Raw genomic sequence first — 23,405 nt, forward strand, 5'->3', positions numbered from 1 at the left:
TCTCACTATTGTTCGAAATGACAAAGAAGCTTTTGCTTAATTAGCCTTCACTATTACATCAACGTGCCTTTTGGGTCATGCGCTTATTTATTAACCATGTTCATTTAAATTCTCTAATGGCTCAACTTCAAATTGAGTGTTGCCAAAATATCTTCTTCCGAAATCGCTCCTTTTCTGAGAATGACGGGCATTTTATTTTCAAATCCTACGATGGTCGACTCTTGTCCGTGTACACTTGGCCCACCATCCAATATATAGGCAATTCTGTCCCCAATTTGCTCATTTACTTCTTCTGCCGTAGTGGGGCTGGGGTGCCCACTCAAGTTGGCACTGGTTACAGCCAATGGAAAATCGAGCTGCTTGAGAAGCTCCAAGGTCATATCGTGATCGGGCACGCGAAGTCCCATGGTTTTTCCATTCGAAAGCATGACAGGTGAAACTTCTTGAGTCGCTTCAAAAATCAAAGTCAATGCACCTGGCCAGTACTTTTCTGCCAAAGTCCGAGCGTGATTGGGTATGTTTTTTACAAAGCCGGTCGCCTTTTCTAGGTGGTTTACCTGGGCTATGAGAGGTTTGTCTTGTGGACGCTTCTTGACAAGGAAAATCTCCTGGAGAGTCTCCGTTTTTTGCGCGTGACCAGCTAAGCCATAAACCGTATCAGTAGGGATGGCTACCAATTTTCCGGCTTTGAGAAGGGCTGCAGCGTGCAATATGTCGGTTCCTATTTTTGCCATTTCTATTAAACGAAATGCGAAGGTACAGAATACAATGAAAATAGGAGTTTTTCTTTACAAGATTCCTATTTTTGACGGATGTCTTTGTTGTCATTTTTTGAAGAAGGAATTATTGAAGCAGGATGCGACGAAGCTGGGCGAGGTTGTCTGGCAGGTCCTGTGGTAGCAGCTGCTGTGATTCTCCCTTCCGACTATTCCCATGCTGTATTAAATGATTCCAAGAAACTAAGCCTAAAACAGCGAAATGCTATTAAAGAGGAAATCAAATCTGATGCTATTGCTTGGGCTGTAGGTGTGGTCTCACATACCGAAATTGACGAAATCAATATCCTGAATGCTTCTTTTTTGGCTATGCATAGAGCAGTGGATCAGTTAAAAACTAAACCCGAGCTGTTGCTGATTGATGGCAATAGATTCAAGACCTATTCTGACATTCCACACGAAACCATCATCAAAGGGGATGGAAAATATTATTCAATCGCCGCAGCATCAGTACTCGCCAAAACTTATCGGGATGAGTTGATGACTGACTTGCATCAAGACTTTCCTGAATATGGTTGGCAATCGAATGCAGGCTATCCGACCAAAGCACATCGCCAGGCGATTCGCGATTTTGGTATCACTCCCCATCATAGAAAAAGTTTCAGATTGTTGCCGGAGCAACTTGAATTATTTTAGCCAAACGTCCTCTTACTTGAACTGAATCGATTTATTCTTGTATTATTTCAATATCGTATTGAAAAAGTACTAAGAAATAAGTATTTAACTTCTTTGTAATTCTTCTTTTATTTGATGGTCTGACAATTGTCAGGTGACTTGAAAAGAAAACCGAGAATTATGAAGCTTAATTACAACTCTTGCATAGCGTTGCTTGGTGTAGCAATACTATCCATCTCAAATCTATTTGCTCAAAATCAAAGGATTCCCTTTCAGGGAACTTTGTATCAAAGTGGAACAGCTGTAAATGGTACTGTGAACATCACTTTTACCATCGATGATCCAGCATGGACCGAGACACATGAAAATGTGAATGTGACGCAAGGAGTTTATGCCGTAGTGTTAGGCGCTTCGACTGCTTTTCCTACAGACATGTTTACAAATGGCGCAACGCCACAAATGACGGTTAGCATTGGAGGAACGGAAGTTGCAGATGTTCCGCTATATGCTCCTTTTATTAGTAAGGAAATAGTGGGGGAAAATATTCCAGATCAAATCAATAAAACATTTGACGAAGATGGGCCAGAATTTAATGGGCTTACTGTGGTAGTGGACGGTTCAGGAGATGCTCAAACAGCGGCTTTAGAAGGAGTTGCTCAATCAACCACTCAAAATACCGGGGTAGAAGGTTTTGCTGTTTCGGGCGCAGGCAATACAGATTTTCAATATGGTGTTTATGGTCAGTCAGCAGGTGATGGTACAGGAAATCATCGTGGTTTGATGGGTTACGGAGCTGGTGCTGGTAAGTACAATCATGGAGTCAAAGGATACGCTACTGGAAACGGGAACGGTGACACAGGAACAAACTATGGAGAAGGATCTATCAACTTTGGTGTTGAAGGAAATGCCAATGGAAATACTTGGAACAATACGGGAGTGGAAGGCTCTAATTCTGGAACTGCTGGGGTATGGAACTTCGGTGTGCACGGTATATCAAATGCAGGTACTGGTGATGCGGTAGAAAATCACGGGATTGCTGGTAGAGCATATGGGCCTGGGGTAAACTATGGTGTCTATGGGCAAGCCAACGATGGTGTGGAAAATTATGCTGGATTTTTCGAAGGTGATGTGAACATCAATGGTGAGTTGTTAGTAAATGGTTCACCAATAAATCTGGCAAGTGACTCACTGTTCGAAGTGAGAAATCCAGACGGTGACGTAAGAGCAGAGTTAAGCTATTTTGATACCAACGATGCTGGTTCGGTATTGCTTTATGGTACTAATGATTCTACAAAAGTAATTCTGGGAACATCAAGTGGTGGCTATGCAGGGGGACTTTGGTTATATGATTCTTTAAGAAATCTAGGTGCTCAATTAAGAGTGACTAACAAAGGTAGAGGTAACTTATATACCTATAATGAAAACCATCAGAATGTTGGATGGTTTGGAGGCTATAATAATGATGGCTTCGCTCAAATCGTCACGTATGATGATGCAGAAGAAGTAACAGGTGCCGCACTTATTGGTGCTTTTGCAGATGGATCTAATCCTGAATTCTATTTAGAAGGTGTCAAGCAAGAATATTTAGGTTTGGCTCGAATGAGAGTGGAGCAAGTTGGCGCAGAAGAAGCCGGTAAACTGGAAATTAACACCAGTAACAATGGAGCTGCATTCTCTGTGGGTGTAATAAATGATGCCGGAGGAAATGATACCGATGGTTATTCAACAGAAATGTTTCTCAGAGGAACGAATACACCAAACATACAAATGGGTGGCCAGGCCTGGGAAAACAACGATTTGGCGAATTTTCAAATGTACGGTAGAACGGATTCGGGCGATGGTTGGTATCATTCAAACATTAATATGTCTATCGGATCAAACGGAACTGATGATTGGGGTGGCTTGTCTATTACCAGATCAAATCTGGCAGGAAATACCAATACAGAAACTTTCAATGTCAATGGTCAAAATGGAGACGGAACTTTTGCTGGTTCAGTCAGCATGGGCAACAACAGAGTTAACCTTGGAACCAAATCTTGGGAAGGAAACGGCGGATCTGAAAGAGGTGTCATTTTCTTAGATGGTACTGATGATAGCGGCATAATTGATAGAGGCAGAGCTTCTCTCGAAGTAAATAATGATGGATCTGGAAGCTATGGATACTTGCTTTTGAGAAATTATGTTGATGCAGGAGGAGGAAGTCCAACGCATACAGTGGAATTGAATGGTGAAAATGGAGATGCTTCATTTAATGGAAATGTCGTAGCGGGAAGTTTTGAGTCAAATGGTGACTACAAAACCAATAACGACAATGGTGCCAATGTAGGTTGGTTTGGAAGAAATGGAAATGATGGGTATGCACGATTACTCAGTTTTGATGATTCAGAGAATTACACTGGTGCAGCAATTGTTGGTTCTTTTATCGACGGTAGTAATCCAGAGTTTTATCTGGAAGGGTCCAAACAAGCATTTTTTGGTTTGTCTAGACTGAGAGTAGAACAAGTAGGCACAGAAGAAGCCGGTCGATTGGAATTGAATACAAGTAACAGCGGGTCTAGCGTAGTAGCAAGTAATGTAGATCTAGGTGGTGGAAACTATTCAGGAAGTCTTGAATTGAGCACCAACCAAAGTAATGATTCTAAAATGAGTATCACTTCTGGTGGAATTAACATGGGTCAAAATGCTTATACTGATGGTATTGTTATGAATTATGATAATTCTGGTGGAGGTATACTGGAAATGTACTCAGGAAGTGCGGCACAAGTAGTCCTTAATGGTACTAATGGAACAGGAGATTTTACTGGAGCCGTTACTCACACCTCGGATGCTCGTTTCAAGAAAAACGTCAAATCCATCGATGGCGCTTTGGCTAAGACTCAGCAGTTGAACGGTTATACCTATAACTGGAACAAGTTGGCTAAAAAGCAAAAAGGCATTGATAACAAAGAAGAACAAGTCGGTGTCTTGGCACAAGAGCTGGAAGCCGTATTTCCACAATTAGTGAAAACGGATGACGAAGGATACAAATCGGTAAACTATGCCGCGTTGACCGCTGTGCTAATAGAGGCCGTAAAAGAACTGTCGGAGCAAGTAGGAACACTGCAAGGAGAGAATGCTGAATTGAAAGCAGAACTGACCAAAGTAGACGAGCTTGAAATCAAAATTGACTTAATACAAAAACTATTAGCGAAGCAAACCATGGAGGCTAGCAAAGCCACTGTCTCTCGATAATTGATTGTTTGATTGTTTAACTAAAACACAAAAGACATGAAAACGATAAGATATTATCTAATAGGCATCATGCTCCTCGCTGTACAACTGGTACAGGCTCAACCCGATACCTTGTTAGCTCCTAGTACACTACACCTGGGTGCAGGATGGGGGACGAATGGCGGGTATACCACTTTTGGTATCGCTGGCCAATATGTACAAGGAAGCATAGCGGGCGGAGACTATACTGGTAAAATTGGCTATTTGTTGGGTGATTTGGCTCAACCGGAAGTTAATGATCCACCAGTAGCGATATCCCCTTCCATACAGTTTTATTATGAATTGGGAGAGGTATTAGAACTGGATGGTTATGATCCAGAAGGTGCGCCCATTGAGTTTGAAATCACAAGAGAACCTGAAAAAGGTACCTTGTCATTGGCTGATGGCCTCGTTACCAATGAGTTGATTTTTACGCCGAGTCCAGGACTTTTGCCGGATATAGTTTATAAGGATACTCTGGAGTTTCAAGTCAATGAAGTGAATACCAATCTTTCTTCACAAGAAGCCTTGGTAGCATTCAAATTCTTACTTCAGGATACGCCTCATCAGGTGACGGATTTGACTAGAGATGGCAATACATTTGCCGTTCATTTTGCAGATACTGTTTTTAATGAAAATTATGGAATTGACGTTAATTACTACAATATCAGTGATCCGCTCAATCCACAGTTTGTCAATATAGAAAAATCAACAATTGCCAATACGGATTTGGAGTTGGGAACTTTGTCTGCGTCCTATGAATTTGACGTAAATGAAACAACGCATAATTATCTCTTTTCTGAAGCACAAGTACTTATTACCGTTTTAGTTACTGCTGATAATGGATATTCTTCTTTAGATACCTATGTGATCGACAATAATTCAGGAGGAAAAATAAGAGCTGGTGAAGATGGAGATTATTTTGTGATCGGAAGTGATATGACCGTTCCCGAAAATAAATCGGTTAAAGTGCAAATGATTGCGATTGATTTTGCAGGTTTTGAATCCACTCCTACATTGGAATTCACAACCAACCCAGGAAAAGGAGTGATCAGTGGACTTACTTTGGTGAAATCCAATAACAATCTGAAAGTTTGGGAAGCAAAATATACCTCTACTGGAGATTTGGGTGGTGAAGATAACTTTGGGTTCAAAGTTTACAATCCATTTAGAAATGTTTTCGAAGATGCCGAGGTTAGTTTAAGTGTAAAAGCCGTCAATGATGCACCAAAACTAGCATCTATTCCAAACCAACAGGTGGATGAAGGAGATTCCAAACTGATTGGACTCAACTATTCGGATCCGGATAATGAACTAACTGTTTCTGCTTCTTCTAACAATGAAAACCTTTTAGTAAGTATTGTAGATGGTGATTTGAGCTTGACTCCAGTTGGAAATTTTAATGGGAGTGCAGTAGTCACTGTGTGGGTAGAAGAGGTAGACACCGAAGAGGAATATTTGGTTTTGAGACAGCTTAACGTAACAGTTGTGCCAGTCAATGACTCGCCGGTATTAGCGGATGTTACGGATAAAAGTGCAGATGAGGACGTTACGATAGAAGTGCCACTTTCAGCCACAGATGAAGATGGTGATGTACTTATATTTAGTTATTATGCTTCTATTGATGACCCTACATTGGCATATACACAGTTTACTGGAAATACGCTGAAGATTGTACCAAGAGCAGACGCTTTTGGATCTGCCACTGTCACAGTAGTAGCTGATGATGGCTCTGGTGCTAGCAATGCACTATCAAACACAGTCAGTTTTGATGTGACTTTTGATCCGGTCAATGATGATCCTGAAGTGATTCAGGAGATTCCAGATCAATTGTTAGTAGAAAATTTTCCTGATTATACTTTAGATATGGCTTCTTATTTCAAAGATGTTGAAACTGATATAGCAAGTTTATCCTTTGATGCTACTGGAGAGACCAACATCGGGATTTCTTTTCTAAATGAAATTGCTACGGTAGTCTCTACTACTGAGGATTTTAGCGGAACAGAAACCATAACTTTCACTGCTTCGGATGGTGGTGGAGGTACTGATGCGTCTTTCATCGTTGATTTTGTAGTGGAAGCTGAAAGTGTCACAATATCAATTGGAACTCCGTTAGGTACGATTGCACTTGATGAAGATTTTGAAGACACACCGATAGATATATCAGATGTTTTTAATTCTGGAAGTGCATTATCTTATCAGTTGGTTGGAAATGATCTTTTCACTGCTACAGTGGATGATGTGAATGAATTAATTGAAATAAGTAGTATTGAGAATGTAAATGGAACCGAACAATTGTTCCTAATCGCATCAGCAGATGGGGCTTCCAAATTGCATGAGTTTACTATTAACATCAGCGCTGTAAACGATGCGCCGATTATAGAAGCTGTTGCTGATCAAACTATAAATGAAGATGGCACGCTTAGCGATTTGGTAATAGAGGTAATTGATCCAGATGGAGACGCGATTACTACATTTGGAGTGACCTCTTCGGATCAGGGAATTGTCGATAATTCTAACATTTCTTATGAGCTGAGTTCGCAGTATTATACAGTAAGTGCTACACCAGAATCTAATCAAAATGGTGAATTGGAATTAACTATAAGCGCATCGGATGGACTTTTAACTTCAGATTACACGCTAAGTCTCAACGTGGCAGCGGTTAATGATTTGCCGTATGTGTCAGGGTCTTTAAGCGATTTTGATGAGGATGGAAGCTTTAGTTTGGATATCACTTCTTTGTTCGAAGATGTAGAAGACGATGAGTTAGAATTTGAAATAGACAGTAAACCAGAATGGATGACTCAGAATGGCGAAGAACTGTCTGGAACTCCATCTAATGACGATGTTGGATTGAGCGAATTGACGATTACAGCTTCAGATTTAGGAGGTTCGGTAAGTGCTACATTTGAATTTGAAATTCTAAATATCAATGACGCTCCCACCAGAATTCAAGAAGCTGGGTCAGTTGCCATATTTACAGGTTCTTCATTTAGTTATGATTTCCCTACTGGCAATTTCGATGATGTGGATGCAGACGACGAATTGACTTATTCTATTTCTGACGCACCTGAGTGGTTGACAGAAAGTGATAATAACCTTTCAGGAACTCCAATGAATGAGGACGTAGATACCTACGAAATCGTGTTTAGAGCTACGGATGAATCTGGTGCGTATGCCGAAGATGTCTTGTATTTAGAAGTGAAAATACAGACCTACGAGGTTGAGATTACATTTTCAAATGTTACTAACTGTGAAGGAGATGCCTCTTCAGTGACTGCTAGTGGTGCGTATGAATACAACTGGTACAACGAAGACGATGAGCTTATTCAGGCAGGTGGAGATACTTATGAATCTACAACTGGTGAAACATTATTTGTCGAAGGAGTAGATGCACAAGGAATTACTACAGATGATAAATTTGAGACAAGTATTGAACCTTACGCATTACCAAATGTGGAGATCAGTCAGTCAGAGCATACGTTGGAGGTAGCTCAAGTAGAAGGGTATGAATATGTCTGGTACAAGGATGATGCTGTGATAAGTGGGGCTGATGAAGCTACTTATGAAGCCACAGAAAGTGGAGTATATAAGGTGACAGTTGAATCTGGCAATGGATGTTCAGCCACTTCTGATGCAGTGACTATTACCATTACTGATGATGAGGAAGAAGAGGAGGAAGAGGAAGAAGATGTCTTAGGGTTTGAAGAAAATAATGAAATAAGACTCTATCCTGTTCCAGCTCGGGACATTCTTACGGTTTATCTTCCTGATGATTGGACAATAGGAAGTTTGAGAATTTTCAATATGCAAGGGCAGGTCGTTTATTCTCAAGACCATATTCATCTTTCAGTTCAAGAACTGGATGTAAGTCCTTTGGATAATGGCATTTATATTCTAAGTCTAAATCAAGATAAAAAGAATACCCAACTGAAATTTATTAAAGAATAATTTCAGATATCTACAACAAATAGGAAGAGGCTAATCTTATGATTAGCCTCTTTTCATTTTTAGAAACTTCAATTAAAGCCAAATACCTATTTTATAGTAAATGTCTGTTTTATTGCTGGCGTAGCTAGGTTTAATTGATAAGTTTCCGTTAATTTATGATTCCATTCCTCCTGTCTTTAATATAACTAAGAACTTAGATGAGTTTAATGAAGTCAGCTGTACTCTGTTTAGCCATCCTACCTACCTTCTTATGTAACACTTGGGCTCAGTCTAGTGAAAAGGGGCTTCCTTTTATAGATTATTATGCCCCTTCAGACTATCGTGCTGGTAGTTTCAATTTTAACGTAATCAGGGATTCTCTTGGTATTTACTATTTTTCTAATGACGATGGAGTCTTGGTCTATAATGGTGTAGACTGGAGCCTAGTTAAAGTCACTAAAGAGAAATCAGTTTATTGGTTACAACAAGATGACAACGGAAATATTTATGTTGGCTCAGATGGTGAATTTGGTTATTTGAATGCCTCTGCGTCTGGAAAGTTAACTTATGTTTCGCTGATGGATCGCGTAGACCCCAAGTTTCATGATTTTGGCGCTGTCTGGGAGATTGCCTGTTCAAGCAAAGAAGTTGTATTTAGATCAAAGAAATACATATTCCGATTAAAGAATAATGAGATCAAGGTGTTTCACCCAGCGGATCAAGAATTTGATGTTGCCTTTACTGTACGAGACACGATCTATACTCGAAATGCAGGAATAGGACTTATGTATTTGGATGGAGATGAACTCAAGCTAAAAGAGGGAGGGGAGTTTTTTGCAGATATGAAGGTTAATATATTCTTGCCCTATGAGGATAAACTTTTGGTTGGAAGTAGATTTGATGGGCTCTTTTTATTAACAGATGGTGAAGTTGAGGTTTTTGAAACTGAAGCGGATGATTTTTTTAAGGAGTATAAAATATATCATGGTTGTATCACACATGATGGAAATTACGCATTTGCAGCCTACACAAAAGGGGTAGCAATAATCGATAAAAATGGAAAGCTATTAGAAATGCTGGATGAAAAATCTGGGCTTATAGATTTTCAATACCTGTTCGTGGATATGTTCGACGCCAACAATCTTTGGATAGCCAATGGTGTAGGCACCAGTAAGGTGAAAACACTTTCCCCATTGTCATATTTTGATCATCGTAGAGGCTTAAAAGACGTAGGCACAGACATTATCAGATACAAGGGTAACATATATGCCACTACTCTGAGAGCACTTTTCAAATTAGAACAAGGTGAATTTGGAGGGCACTTCATTCCGTTTAATCCAGAAGATTTTTTCGAGATATTATCACTTGATCTCATGAAAGACCGAATGATTATAGCTTGTCAACGGGGACTGATAGCCTTCGATAATAAGAATTTTGAGTTTTTGGATGATCAGCGCTTGCACTACGCTAAAGTTTCTAAAGATGAAACGAAAGTATATGTTGGATCTGGTGAAGTAGGCATGGGAATGTACTATCAAAACGGAAATAGTTTTGAATACATTAATCTGGAAGGATTTACTGAACCTATTAAGAAAATAGAAGAGCTAGGAGATTTGATTGTATTCGTGTCTAAGTATGGTACACTTGGAATCGTTTCACATAGATTCGCTAAGGATACCCAATATTTAAAACTAGAAGAAGAATATCAGGTTGGAAATGCAGCTATTGTTCCTTGTGGCAATAAAGTACTGGTAGTGGCTCGAGATGCTTGGTACTATATAGATCAAACGGGTAAATTATCTGATCCACGCCCATTGGCTCTTTCTAATAAACCAGCCAAAATACTACAGGTGGTTTCTGCAAGCGAAGAAAAGCTTTGGGTAAGTTATCAGGACGAAGAACGAATCAACTACAATGAATTGGTGGTAATGAACGAAGGACAAATGACAGCTACCGGTTTAGCTTTTGGGTCTCATTTTCACGTTACATCTTCTTTCGCCGATCAAGATAGTGTACTTTGGTTTATAGGTGATGGTGGTGCAGTTCGGTATGATCAGAAAATCCCAACAGTGGCAGAAGTCACAGATTTTCGTTGTTACATAAGCGAAATGAGTTGGGGAAAAGATTCATTGATTTTTGAAAATGGTTTTGATGTAGATCCAGTAGTGTTGCCTTATGACCAAACTGATATAAGGTTTAAATTTTTCACGAATGAAGTGAATGCTAGTGAGGAAAAAGTATTTCAATATAGACTGGTGGGTCGTGATAATGAATGGTCCAAATGGTCACATGAAACGAAAAAGGATTATACGGGACTAGCAGCAGGAGAATATATTTTTCATGTCCGCTCTAAAAATACGGTCAATCAAGTGAGTAAAGTAGACGCCTATCACTTCTTTGTGAGTAGACCATGGTACAGATCCAGATATGCCATTATTGCTTATGTCGCAGGTATTCTTATATTGATCTATGTGCTTTTTAGAATTAGAACAGCAAGTTTGGAACAATCAAAATTGAAATTAGAGCATCTTGTTTCTAAGCGAACGGCTGAAGTCGAAGTGCAAAAGAAGGATTTGGAAACTCAAAGGCTTATTCTTCAAAATGCCAATGATACGAAAACGCAATTGTTTTCCATTATTGGTCATGACTTAAGAAGCCCACTCAATTCACTTCAAGGTTTAACGGATTTAATCCATCATTATCAAACCGAACAACAAACCGAAATGGTGGATGAGTTAGTTGAGCACATGTCAGATTCAGTAAAAAGATTGAGACATTTATTGGATAACCTATTGACCTGGGCATTGAACCAATCTGGCAATTTCAAAGTCAATCCTGAATTAATCAAGATAGATTTTTTCCTCAAAGAAATTATATCTGTGCTTAGAGAATCTGCTAAGTCAAAAAAGATTGAATTAAATCTTTCTGGTTCTTCTGGCTGTCTGATACATGCAGATAAAAATTCACTTTCTACTGTGATCAGAAACTTGATCAATAATGCCATAAAATTCTCCAATGAAGGATCTAAAATAGAAGTTGGATATACCTGTGATCACCAAAAGACAACGATTACTATCTCGGACAATGGAGTAGGTATTTCTCCAGATAAACTAGAAGAAATATTCGAATTGACCCACTCTACTTATGGTACAAACAACGAAAAGGGAACAGGGTTAGGGCTGGTACTTGTCAGTGAGTTTGTTGCGCTCAACGATGGTACTATTGATGTATCAAGTGAAGTCGGAGAGGGTACCACATTCACCTTGACGTTCCCAAACAAATAATTGCAGTTTGGTAGGTGCAATTCGCTTTGCGGCGTAATCTTCATTATTTCATTTGCAAATAGGAAACTAATCATTGTACTTAGCGTATTAGAATCCTAATTGTATATTAAATCTTAATTATGAAAGGGACCTATCTGGGGGAATTTGAAGAGCTTGTACTTTTGGTTATTGGGGTATTGAATGATAATGCCTATAGCATCTCAATCAAAGAGGAATTGAAGGAAAGAACGGGTAGGAACCCAAGTATCGGAGCATTACATTCTGCTCTCAATCGACTTGCTGAGAAAGGATTTATCAGTTCAAAAGAGGGAGGAGCAACCAAAGCCCGAGGAGGAAGAAGGAAACGCTTTTATACGATTACTTCTGCAGGCCGAGCCGCTGCTAGAGAGGCGCATGACTTGCGTACAGGACTTTATCAAGCATTGCCTAGCTTGTCTTTCAAAGGTTTGTCACTTGTATGAAGGAGTTAACGCCTCCAAAATGGGTACTGAAGCTACTCGACTTTTTTTGCCGAGAAGAGCATTTGGAAATGCTGAAAGGGGACTTATACGAACTGTACTCGGATAGATATAATAAAAAAGGAAAACTGCACGCCAAGTTATTTGTATGGTTTGATGCACTGGATTTACTAAGACCCTTTTTACTCAAAAAAAACTCAATTACACATAACAACACATTAGCCATGTTTCAAAATTTCCTCAAAATTGCTTATCGAAATTTCATGCGTCAGCGTGTGTATAGTCTCATTAATACAGCGGGTCTGGCCATCGGGGTTGCCTGTTTTTTGCTCATTTTTCTATATATCCATGATGAGCTGAGCTATGATCAATTTCACTCCAAAGCAGATCGAACGTACCGATTGGTGGAGCATTTTGAAAGTGATGGAGTAGGCGAGCATTCAGCCAGTCAGCCATTTCCTGTCGGTCCAGCACTAATTAACGATTATCCAGGCCAGATAGCTCACATGACCAGAATGTTTGATTTTCAGTCACCATTCCTTACGCTGGCTAATCGTAAATTAGAAAGAAGCTTCAATGAATCACATGTCTTCTTTGTGGATTCTACATTTTTCGATGTCTTCGATTTTGAGATAATCGTAGGAGATAAGTCTACAGCACTGGATGAACCCAATTCCATCTTGATCACGGAATCAATGGCCAAAAAGTATTTTAGTGATGAAAACCCATTGGGTCAAAATATTCAATTTCAAGGGGAAAGAAATTTGGTGGTTAAGGGAATATTAGCGGATGCCCCACATAACGGTCATTTCAAATTCGATTTTTTGATATCATTTTCGACCTTACGTGCCCATTACAATGATCGAAATCAAGGTCATACCATGAATAGATGGTATTGGAATCCTTGCTGGACCTATCTGGTACTAGAAGAAAATTCAGATCCTCAAGTTTTGGAAGATATGTTGCCTGATTTTGTACAGAAATATTTTCAAGAGGGAATGAGGGACGATGTTTCAATGGAACTACAACCATTGGCAGATATTCATCTGAAATCAAAACTTGACTATGAAATCCAGGCCAATAGCAACGAAAGTAACATATATGTCTTTTCAGCTGTAGCTGTATTCGTATTGTTGATTGCTGTGATAAACTTCATCAACTTGTCTACTGCCAGAGCAACGAAAAGAGCCAAAGAAGTGGGCATTAGAAAAGCGTTAGGTAGCCTCAAAAAACAGCTGATTTATCAATTCATCTTTGAGTCGATCCTTCAAACAATATTGGCACTTTTAATAGCCATTATGGCAATAGTATTCATGCTGCCCAGCTTCAATGCATTGACAGAAAAATCTATAACGTTGATGGTATTTTGGTCACCGTTTTACCTTTTAGCCATAGGAGGATTGACCATGTTTGTAGGTTTGATTGCAGGTTTTTATCCTGCTTTTGTTTTGTCGTCATTTAAGACTACTGAGGTAATCAAGGGAGGAAAGCTAAACAACCATGGAATGAATTTCAGAAAAGTATTGGTCGTTCTGCAGTTTTCAATTTCGATGATTTTGATAGTGGGTACCATTATCGCCATTAAGCAATTGGAATTCTTGCAAGATGATGATTTGGGTTTTAATAAGGAGGCGGTCATCATGGTTCCTGTGATTGGTACACCTATAGCCAATCATTATGAAAGCATGAAAAGCGAAATGCTGTCGAAGGCTTCAATAAAATCAGTGACAGCGTTAGAAGAAGTTTTGGGTGCTAAACATCAGGTGATGAATTATACATTCGAAGGAGTGGAGAAGTCCAAACCTTATCCAAGGCTTTTTGTAAGACATGATTTCCTTAAGACTTTTGACATCCCGATTTTGGCCGGTCGAGCTTACGACGAGTCCCACGTCACGGACGATAGTTTAGCTTTGGTAGTGAATAAAACTATGATCAAGCAATTAGGTTATGGAATGCCTGAAGCAGCCATTGGTAAGTCCGTCGAGCTTATGGGGCAAAGGAAAGGTAAAATTATTGGCGTGGTGGAGGATTTTAATTTTGCTTCTAAGCACAACCCAATGTCTCCTATAGCTATCGACTTATGGGCGCAACCTTTTACTTTCAATTTGTTTATGAAGTATATGGCAGTGAAAGTGGATGGGGATAATCTTCAAGAATCGATTGCAATAGTAGAATCTTCCTGGAAGCAATTTATTCCAAGTAGACCTTTTGAATATTTCTTTTTAGAAGACCGATTGAATGAGTCTTATAAAGCTGAAACCAAATTGAGTATGATCACAACTGTATTTTCAGGTTTAGCTATTTTGGTAGCATGTTTGGGGCTTTTTGGATTAGCAACTTTTACAATGGAGCAACGAACCAAAGAAATTGGTATACGAAAGGTTTTAGGTATTGAACCAAAGGAAATTGTATTACTACTTTCAAAAGACTTTATGTTACTTGTGGGTATTTCATTCGTGATCGCAGTTCCTATCGCCTATTTGATGATCGATTGGTGGCTGGCCAGTTTTGCCTATCGTATAGATCTCATGTTGTGGCCTTTTGCAGTGGCCGGATTGGCTACTTTTTTGGTGGCCATGATTACTGTTGGTGCTCATTCACTCAAGGCAGCGACTATTAATCCAGTGAAGACGTTGAAGTATGAATAATTTCAGGTTTGAAATTTTCATCCAGGAATTGAAATATTTCATCAAATTCCTTCAAAGGAGCACCATGTCCACCAGGTACTTTTATATGTTTATGTGGATAGGGAAATGATTGATCTTCTAGCCTTTTTATGATTTGATCACACATATATGAGGAGGGCCATTGTTCGTCATTTTCAGCGGACAATAGCAAGATACTTCCCTGGATTCGTTCTACAGGAATTAATGCAGCTTTGGTAGCTTTCTTATCTTTTAACATGACTTCAAAAGCTTCACCCAGTTGCCCGCTGAGCAATGGGGAAAGTGCTGCAAATGAGGCTGGCACGTACGTCAACTCTTCTTCGTTTAGCGTCCACGACGAAGTATTCATCCAGGGAGTATGAGCCGGAAATGAAACATGTGAGGGAACCAAGGCAATAACGCAAGAGAAAACCGAATATTGACTGGCTAAATTCAGGATGAGTTCACCACCTTTGGATCCTCCAATTAGTGCTATTTTGTTGGAAGTGAGGTTGTTTTTACTAACTATAGATTGAATAGAATCATAAATAGCATTGAGCGAAATTCTATCCAATTCATCAGGAGTTGTTTTAGATCCAAAATAGCCAATAGATAAAAATGCAAAACCTTCATTCAGAAACCGTTGACGAGTGGTTGACCAGTGATCAGAGGTCCACGGACTTCCTCCTTCGGCTCCGCCAAAACCTACGATCATGGCTTGAGGTTTGCCTTCAGGTAGGTAAAGCTTCAAATCCAGCTTTCCGTGATTAATAGATAGTGGTGGCGTGTATGAGAATAGTATTATCATGCCTATGATAAATGAACAGATGATAAGGCAAGCAGTTTTTTTCATCTTAAATTGATTTTGCGGTGTTGGCAATCATTTTATTAGATTGGTGCTCGTACATATGGTAGAGCAGAACTAATTCCAGAAGGGTTGCGAGGATCAATAAGAACAGACCCATAAAGGCTAAGAAGAAAGACATAAAAAGTATGCCGACCAGTATTTCAAAGACGCCAGCTAATTTTGCTGTAATTCCCAAAGAATTGCCAAGCTTGAATAGGGCGATTCCAAAAATAATATCAGCTCCACCAAAAGTTACGGCTTCAATACCTTTAACAAACATGAATTCTTCTGCACTCATGGAAGAGAAAATGGATATCACATCGTAGACTTCAATGATAGCAAATGCTCCAAACATGAGGTACGCAGATATTTTTAATAATGGAACCTGATAAATATTGTGCATGGTTGCAAAACCGTGCATCATGAAGAAGTAACCAGTTACTGAGATCAGTTTGATTACTGTATAGATCCATGGGAAATAGGCTGGTAGGTCAGAATCAAACCTCGTGCTGTCCGCGATCGCTTCTAAGAAACCAAGTCCAAAATAGATGCATCCCCCAATAAGCGCATAAAGTAATATTTCTTTATTTTTCTTAGTCTTGGCAGATTGCTCTACTTCTGTGTATTGATAGCCTAGCGCTTCAAGAAGAATCCTCATGGTGCTTTCACGAGGAGTTACTTCACCAGCTTCGATTCTTTGCAGCGTTCTTACGCTTACATTACAACGCTCTACCAGTTCTTCTTGCGTGATTTTCTTTTCTTGACGAAGCGTGAGTATCGTTTGTCCTAACTGCGGTTGTTTTAGAGTAGCCATATGTCATGGGTTTAGGCTACAAGACTAGACGTCTGGCGCTAAATATTCAAATTAAAAATTGGAATTAGACCCGTCATTTACACGACACTTTATAAAATACCCTTATTAAGGGGATTTGAGCAGATTTTTGATGAATAGCCATTCAATCATCAAAAGCCAAAACAGCACAACGAATTCAAGAGATACCATGATGTGCCATTCGAATGGATAGGTAAGCATGGACGTATCGTATCCAAAACTTATATAAATCAAAAAGGAAGTACCTAAAGTCACAATTCCAAAAATGATAGTAAATGCTAATGAAAGCTGTGGGGTTTTTTGTGCGACAAACCGCATCAGCATATAGCTATGTCTAAAAGCAATTAATGATCCTCCCAAGTAAAAAATGGCTGTTAGTGGGTTGGTTATTATCGTAAAGAATTCGAGCGGAGGTTCAAATTTGGTGAGGTAATCAAACTTGAACAAGTAGCCAATAAATAGAATTGAAAAAAGTGCAAATCCTATATTCCAGTACCGTTCTCCTTTTTCTATTTTAATCACTATTACTCTTAATTCTTATGGGTGCTCAAAAATGCTAATAACGGCTGACTTAAAAAAAGGATACTGGAATTTCCAATGTCGCATTTAGCAACCCAATAAGTTTTGAAAACCCATAGGGATGGAAAACAATAAAAGACCCTTTCTCAAAGGCCTTTTCATTGATGTATGCCTATATTCCAATCAGCCCGAAAGCACCTTCAATTAGTAATTGTTTGTTCTTTAGCACCTCTTTATTTTTCACTTCTATCCATAAGTTTGATTCTCTACCTAGGACTACTTCCTGCTGATTGAATTGGAGAACTCCATTCTTTAGATGATTTTTAACTAGGACATAATTTTTTTCTTCGCCTTCAACAATAGCACTTTTTGGCAAGCAAAATAGAGAATCACTTTGGACTATAATTTGTGCTTCGACATACATGCCTGGAATAAAATCCTCCGCAAGAGCTTCATCTATATGGCCATGAATTGCGATGGTACGCTGTTTATCGTCCACCTTTCTACCAACAAGGTACACTTCGCCATTAAATCTTTTTTTCCCAGATTCAGGAACTGAAAAATTGATTTTTTGTCCTTCTTTTATTTTACCTAGATCTTTTTCAAATATCTCTAATTCCAAATGAAGATGGTCTGTGTTGACTATTTCCAATGCAACTTCAGATGAATTCACATAGGCACTTTTGGTTACACGAACCTGAGTGATATATCCATCAATTGGGGCATATATGTTTATCGTATGGGTCATCTGACCTTGATTTAGTTTTGGTATGGACACATTCATCAACTTGAGTTGTTCTTGTAATCCCAAATACCTGGCCTGCATTACTTTATAATCTGATTCGGCTTTTCTGAAGCTTTTTTGCGAAGCAATTTGTTCATCAGCCAGACTGAATTGCCTTTCATAATCAGCTTTTAAATAGGTTAATTGCTCCTTTGCTTCTAGGTATGATTGCTGTATTTTTAGATAATCTGGGTGCTGCAAAGTGAAAAGAATTTGCCCCTTCTTTACAAACTGTCCTGGCAATATATTTATAGCATTTATATATCCACTATAGTATGGACTTACTGCCGCTCTGTTCTCTGGTGGCACATCAATGTATCCTCTAGTCGAAGTGGTCTGAGCGACTTCCCGAAGGCTCAACGTGCCTAATTTCATTGCGGCAGTTTCAAACTGTTTTTTTGAGATATTGATTTCATTGCTAGGACTGATGCCTATTGTCTTGTCCTCTTCATTATCAGCTTTGCAAGCAAATAATATAATTGATAAAAGGATGAGTGGATATATATGCGATCGTAATAAATTCATTTTAATAGGATTAATTCATGAGGTAATTGATTTCTATTGCCGTTTCATTGTACTGCTGTAAACTTTTCAAATGGGCAACTTTAATTTGTATCCCACGATCCATGGTCTGGATATATTGGAAAAAGTCTATTTCTCCACTTTCATAGGAGCGAGTAGCAGTGTGCAAGAGAGCATCGGCCAGTGCTTCTCCAGAGTACTTGTATGTCTGAATTGCTTTGTCGTATTTAGCTAGATCTATTAGCAGTTGATCTAATTTGGCTTGAAGTTCAATCTTATAATTTTGAGCCTCAAGTTGGATACGATCTTTCTCTAAGTAGCTGGCATGTACTTTCGCTTTCTGGCTACCATAAAACAAGGGGATCCCGAGTCCTATTTGAAAACCATTATAGTTTTGAGCGTTTGAAAAACTATTGGTGCCGCGGAAATATTCCAATTGCAAATTAGGTAACCATTGGCTTTTCTCAAGCTTTGATGCAAGCTCCTTAGAAGAGACAATTCCATCATAATATTGGATTCCAATATGATCCAACGTATCCAATTTTATAATTTCAATTTTAGACAGGGCAGTGTTCGCTATCTCAAAGTTATCATTGGATTGCATCCATTTTGCCAATTCGAGATAGGCTGAAGCGACATCTTGGTTCACCTGATCAAGTTCTAGCTGAATCTCGTTTTGTTTGCTTTCTGCAGTTAGTCTTTCCAAATAGTCTGTTTCACCTAGTTCTAATTTTCTTTTGGCCGCCTGAGCAAAACGATCATAAATGCTATCCAAGATGATGTATTGCTGCTCCAGATTTTGGAGATAGAGAATTTGATAATAGGCCTTAGACACCTGCTTTTCAAGCAAAAAGTCGGCAATTTCATACGCTCGTTGACTCAACAAAACTTCTGATTCTTTTAATTTTTTCCTACTATCATATGCTGTCGGGAATTGAAAATTTTGCTGTACTCCCCATACCTTCAGCGGATTGTTATTAGCGGCTATGTTGTTTTGGTCATAGTTATAATAGACATTCGTTTTCTCAATATCAATGGCAGTTCCGACCAGAGCCTCACTTTTTCTGATTTTTAACTCGGAGGCTTTCAATGAAGCATTGTTGGCCTTGGCTAATTGCTGAGCTTCATCCAATGTCAGCGTGCTGTCTTGCGCAATCGAAAGGGTAGGTAATAGAAAAATCAATAATACTAGTGCTTTAGGTTTCATATTAATTCGCATAGTTTTTTCTTCTAAGAGATAATACAATACTGGCAAAACGACGAGAGTCAATAACGTAGCGGTAACCAACCCACCGATGACCACAGTTGCCAGTGGGCGTTGTACTTCAGCACCTGCAGAAGTTGAAATGGCCATAGGTAAGAAACCTAGGGCAGCGGCTGCAGCAGTTAGCAATACCGGACGTAATCGCTGCACAGTGCCTTCTATGATGAGTGCCTTAAGATCAGAGAATCCTTTTGCTTTTAGTTCTTTGAAATGCTCGATAAGTACAATTCCGTTGAGTACTGCTATTCCGAAAAGGGCAATAAATCCAACTCCCGCTGAAATACTAAATGGAAGGCCTCTCATCCATAGGAGTAGTACGCCACCCACAGCTGAAAGTGGTATTGCACTATAGACCATTAAGGCTTCTTTTGTAGATTTAAAAGCAAAGTGGAGCAGAATGAAAATCAAAATTAGTGCAACAGGAACGGCGTAAGTCAATCTTTCTCTTGCACTTCTAAGATTTTCAAATTGTCCGCCATAAGTGATTCGATAACCAGGTGGAAGTGATATGCTATGTTCTATCAGAGCTCTCACATCTCCAACTACTGATTCTAAATCCCTGTTCCTCACGTTAACGCCAACTACAATTCTTCGTTGCGTATCATCTCTGGCGATTTTTGCTGGCCCTTTTGTGTAATTGATAAACGCTAATTCATTCAGCGGAATTTGCTGACCCGAAGAAGTTGTGACAAAAGTATTTTTGAGATGGCTGATGTCCTTTCTATAGTCCGAATGATGACGTACGACCAAATCAAATCGCCTTTCACCTTCGAAAACACTTCCAGCTTTCAGACCGGCAAAACCCATTGAAATCACTTGATTGACATCTGAGATATTTAATCCATATCTTGCAATTTTGGATCGATCATAGACTACACTCATCTGTGGTAAGCCGTCTATTTTTTCCACAATAATATCGGAGGCACCTGCTACGTTTTTTATCAGTTGTTCTATTTCCTGAGCCTTTTGAGTTAATATTTTTAAGTCTTCGCCAAATATTTTAATTGCCAAATCGGCACGGACTCCTGTGATGAGTTCATTGAATCGCATCTCGATAGGTTGCGTGAATTCATAATCTACTCCTGGTATTTCCTCAACTAGTGCGTTTTTGAATAGATCAGCTAATTCATCCTTGCTTGTGGTTGATATCCATTCACCTTTTGGTTTTAACGAAATGATCACATCTGTTTCTTCCATTGACATAGGGTCAGTAGGTACCTCTGCTGCACCTATACGAGTAACCACCTGTTTCACTTCTGGAAATTGTTTGATTACTTTTTCTATTTGGGTGGTTGTTTTTACTGTTTCACTCAGAGATGTGCCTGTTTTTAAAACGGGTTGAATAACAAAATCTCCTTCATCAAGCGTAGGAACAAATTCTCCACCCAAAGTGGAAAATAAATATCCAACACTTAGCAATAAGGCAACGGCTCCGCCTAAAACGGTTTTCCGATTAGACAATGCCCAGGACAATACGGGTTGATACAAGCGTTGTAAAAAATCAATGAGTTTGGATGAAATATTGGACTTAGCTGTATCAGTGGGTTTTAATAACAAACTGGAGATCACTGGCACATAGGTGAAGCAGAAGATCATAGCTCCAATGAGTGCAAAGCAAAAAGTCATAGCCATAGGCTTAAACATCTTTCCTTCAACATTGACTAGAGACAATATTGGAATAAAAACAATGATAATAATGAGCTGACCAAATATTGCCGAGTGCATCATTTTTGATGCCCCTTCTAGAGTGATTTTATCTATGAATTCACGTTTTGGAGCACCTTGTAGCTTAAGTAATTCTGATCTTCGAGAGGTGATCTGAAAAGCAGTGAATTCCACAATTATGACTGCACCATCAATGATAATCCCAAAATCAATCGCGCCTAAGCTCATCAAGTTGGCATCCACACCGAAGATATACATGAGAGAGATAGCAAAAAGCAAACAAAGAGGAATCACAGCAGCAACTACAAGCCCTGTTCTAATATTGCCGAGTAAAAGCACAACCACAAAAACAACGATCAAACATCCTAAAACTAAATTTTCGGCAATCGTGAAGGTGGTTTTTTCAATTAATTCGCTTCTTTCTAGAAATGGATTGATACTGATGCCTTCTGGTAACGTATTTTGAATTTCGGCTACTCTTTCTTTCACTGCCTCAATTACAGCTTTGGAGTTGGCATCTTTCAGCATCATGATCTGACCCAACACTTTTTCGCCTTCGCCATTGCCAGTAATTGCGCCGAATCTGGTAGCATGCCCAAACGCAACCTCTGCTATGTCTTTAATATATATAGGGAGACCATTTCGGTTTTCTACAACTATATTTTGGAGATCTTCAGTATTAGAAACTAGTCCTTCACCACGAATGAAAAATGCTTGCTTTCCTTTCTCTATATAACCACCTCCAGTTACATTGTTATTCATCTCAAGTGCATGGAATACGTCTACTATTGAAATATTTAATGATCGTAGTTTGTCAGGATTGATCTGTACTTCATATTGTTTTAAAAAACCACCCCATGTGTTGATTTCTACAATACCGGGTATTCCAGATAACTGCCTTTTGACTATCCAATCCTGAATGGTTCGTAAATCCATAACCGAATATTCAGATTTATATTTTGGATCTACTTCCAGTGTATACTGATAGATTTCTCCCAATCCAGTTGTAATAGGACCCAATTCTGGAGTTCCAAAGTTTTCGGGTATATTTTCAGAAGCTTTTTTTATTTTCTCAGTGATCAACTGTCTGGGTAAATATGTACCCAATCGATCTTCAAAAACGATCGTCACTACAGAAAGACCAAACTTAGAAATAGAACGTATTTCTTTTACACCTGGGAGATTTGCCATTTCCAGCTCTACTGGATAAGTGATAAATTGCTCTACATCTTGAGTAGAAAGATTACGAGAAGTGGTAATTACTTGTACTTGATTATTAGTCACATCTGGCACTGCACCTATGGGGATATTCAGTAAAGCATAGATACCAAATCCAATAATTGAAAAGGTAAATAATAAAATGATTAGCTTATTCTTTAAGCTAAATTTGATGATGTACTCCAACATAAAATAAAATTTAGAAGACCACAAAAAGACTTCACATCGGTCTGTGCCGAGTGAATGAATTATATCTGTTGCGGAGGACCTCTAAATCTTAATTCTTCATAAAGATGTCTGATGATAAAACCAGACTTAAAAGAAGGGAAATTGACTTGCGTTTCATTTAAAAGTATTGGCTTCAATACAAGTGCTACTTCGGCTATAATAGGAGCCAGAAAATCTGATTGATATTCCTTAATAGGCTCGAATTCTTCTAAATGATTTTTACCAGGGTTAAAATGAAATGCTAATTTGATTAAATCCATCAGACTATTTGCAGTCTCATGCGCAATCAAATGTTGTTGGCTATTTAGCTCATCATGATGCTCATGTGGTAGTACCGAATGCAAAAGCAAGATAGCTCCAGCTACTAAAATCGATATTTTACTGATGAGTTTCATTCTTTAATAAAGATACGAAGCTTTTGGGGAAATGTTCAATGCATTTGAAATTGTAATTAATGCTGGGTTGATTGAATGTAAAAAAGACCCTTTAGAAAGGGCCTTTTCATTGATGCATAATCCATCGGGCAATGGACTATATCGTAATAAACACACTAATCGTTTTTCTTTTTC

13 protein-coding genes are annotated in these 23,405 nt (G+C 38.9%); 6 read left to right on the top strand and 7 right to left on the bottom strand.

Annotated elements, in window-relative coordinates; all coding sequences use genetic code 11:
- Positions 1-113: 113 nt before the first annotated feature.
- Positions 114-734: an L-threonylcarbamoyladenylate synthase gene (locus ABJH98_RS03530; protein ID WP_348306247.1), complete on the bottom strand. Its 621-nt coding sequence runs from the start codon at positions 732-734 to the stop codon at positions 114-116.
- Positions 735-812: 78 nt separating this feature from the next.
- On the opposite strand from ABJH98_RS03530, the gene ABJH98_RS03535 reads away from it, so the two are divergent.
- The 6 genes from ABJH98_RS03535 (at position 813) to ABJH98_RS03560 (ending at position 14,960) form a co-directional block, all read left to right on the top strand.
- Complete coding sequence (locus tag ABJH98_RS03535) at positions 813-1,412, top strand: ribonuclease HII (protein WP_348306248.1); 600 nt, start codon at positions 813-815, stop codon at positions 1,410-1,412.
- Positions 1,413-1,571: 159 nt separating this feature from the next.
- A complete protein-coding gene (locus tag ABJH98_RS03540; protein WP_348306249.1) occupies positions 1,572-4,622 on the top strand; it encodes a tail fiber domain-containing protein in 3,051 nt (1,016 codons plus the stop codon).
- Between the two features lie 36 nt (positions 4,623-4,658).
- Positions 4,659-8,591, top strand: coding sequence for an Ig-like domain-containing protein (locus ABJH98_RS03545; protein WP_348306250.1), 3,933 nt, complete (start codon positions 4,659-4,661; stop codon positions 8,589-8,591).
- 197 nt (positions 8,592-8,788) lie between these two features.
- Entirely contained in the window at positions 8,789-11,854 is a 3,066-nt protein-coding gene (locus ABJH98_RS03550) for an ATP-binding protein (RefSeq protein ID WP_348306251.1), read from the top strand.
- A 119-nt stretch (positions 11,855-11,973) separates the two neighbouring features.
- On the top strand, positions 11,974-12,315 hold the full coding sequence (locus ABJH98_RS03555) for a helix-turn-helix transcriptional regulator (RefSeq protein ID WP_348306252.1): 342 nt from the start codon (positions 11,974-11,976) through the stop codon (positions 12,313-12,315).
- Positions 12,312-14,960 carry an ABC transporter permease gene (locus ABJH98_RS03560; protein ID WP_348306253.1) on the top strand — a complete coding sequence of 883 codons (2,649 nt, stop codon included), beginning with the start codon at positions 12,312-12,314 and terminating at the stop codon, positions 14,958-14,960. The genes ABJH98_RS03555 and ABJH98_RS03560 overlap by 4 nt, the downstream gene beginning before the upstream one ends.
- Here the strand turns inward: ABJH98_RS03560 and ABJH98_RS03565 are convergent.
- From ABJH98_RS03565 to ABJH98_RS03590, 6 genes are all read right to left on the bottom strand, one after another.
- Positions 14,929-15,810, bottom strand: coding sequence for an acyl-CoA thioester hydrolase/BAAT C-terminal domain-containing protein (locus ABJH98_RS03565; RefSeq protein WP_348306254.1), 882 nt, complete (start codon positions 15,808-15,810; stop codon positions 14,929-14,931). The two genes, ABJH98_RS03560 and ABJH98_RS03565, sit on opposite strands and share 32 nt — an antisense overlap.
- A gap of 1 nt (position 15,811) precedes the next feature.
- A complete protein-coding gene (locus ABJH98_RS03570; protein WP_348306255.1) occupies positions 15,812-16,618 on the bottom strand; it encodes a helix-turn-helix transcriptional regulator in 807 nt (268 codons plus the stop codon).
- A 105-nt stretch (positions 16,619-16,723) separates the two neighbouring features.
- Positions 16,724-17,158 (bottom strand): hypothetical protein, encoded by a 435-nt coding sequence (locus ABJH98_RS03575; RefSeq protein ID WP_348306256.1) that lies wholly within the window; start codon positions 17,156-17,158, stop codon positions 16,724-16,726.
- A gap of 169 nt (positions 17,159-17,327) precedes the next feature.
- Complete coding sequence (locus ABJH98_RS03580) at positions 17,328-18,464, bottom strand: efflux RND transporter periplasmic adaptor subunit (RefSeq protein ID WP_348306257.1); 1,137 nt, start codon at positions 18,462-18,464, stop codon at positions 17,328-17,330.
- 10 nt (positions 18,465-18,474) lie between these two features.
- On the bottom strand, positions 18,475-22,797 hold the full coding sequence (locus ABJH98_RS03585; protein WP_348306258.1) for a CusA/CzcA family heavy metal efflux RND transporter: 4,323 nt from the start codon (positions 22,795-22,797) through the stop codon (positions 18,475-18,477).
- A gap of 59 nt (positions 22,798-22,856) precedes the next feature.
- A complete protein-coding gene (locus tag ABJH98_RS03590; protein WP_348306259.1) occupies positions 22,857-23,231 on the bottom strand; it encodes a hypothetical protein in 375 nt (124 codons plus the stop codon).
- Between the last annotated feature and the right edge of the window lie 174 nt (positions 23,232-23,405).

It is taken from the genome of Reichenbachiella sp., from assembly GCF_039969095.1.
GTDB lineage: Bacteria > Bacteroidota > Bacteroidia > Cytophagales > Cyclobacteriaceae > Reichenbachiella.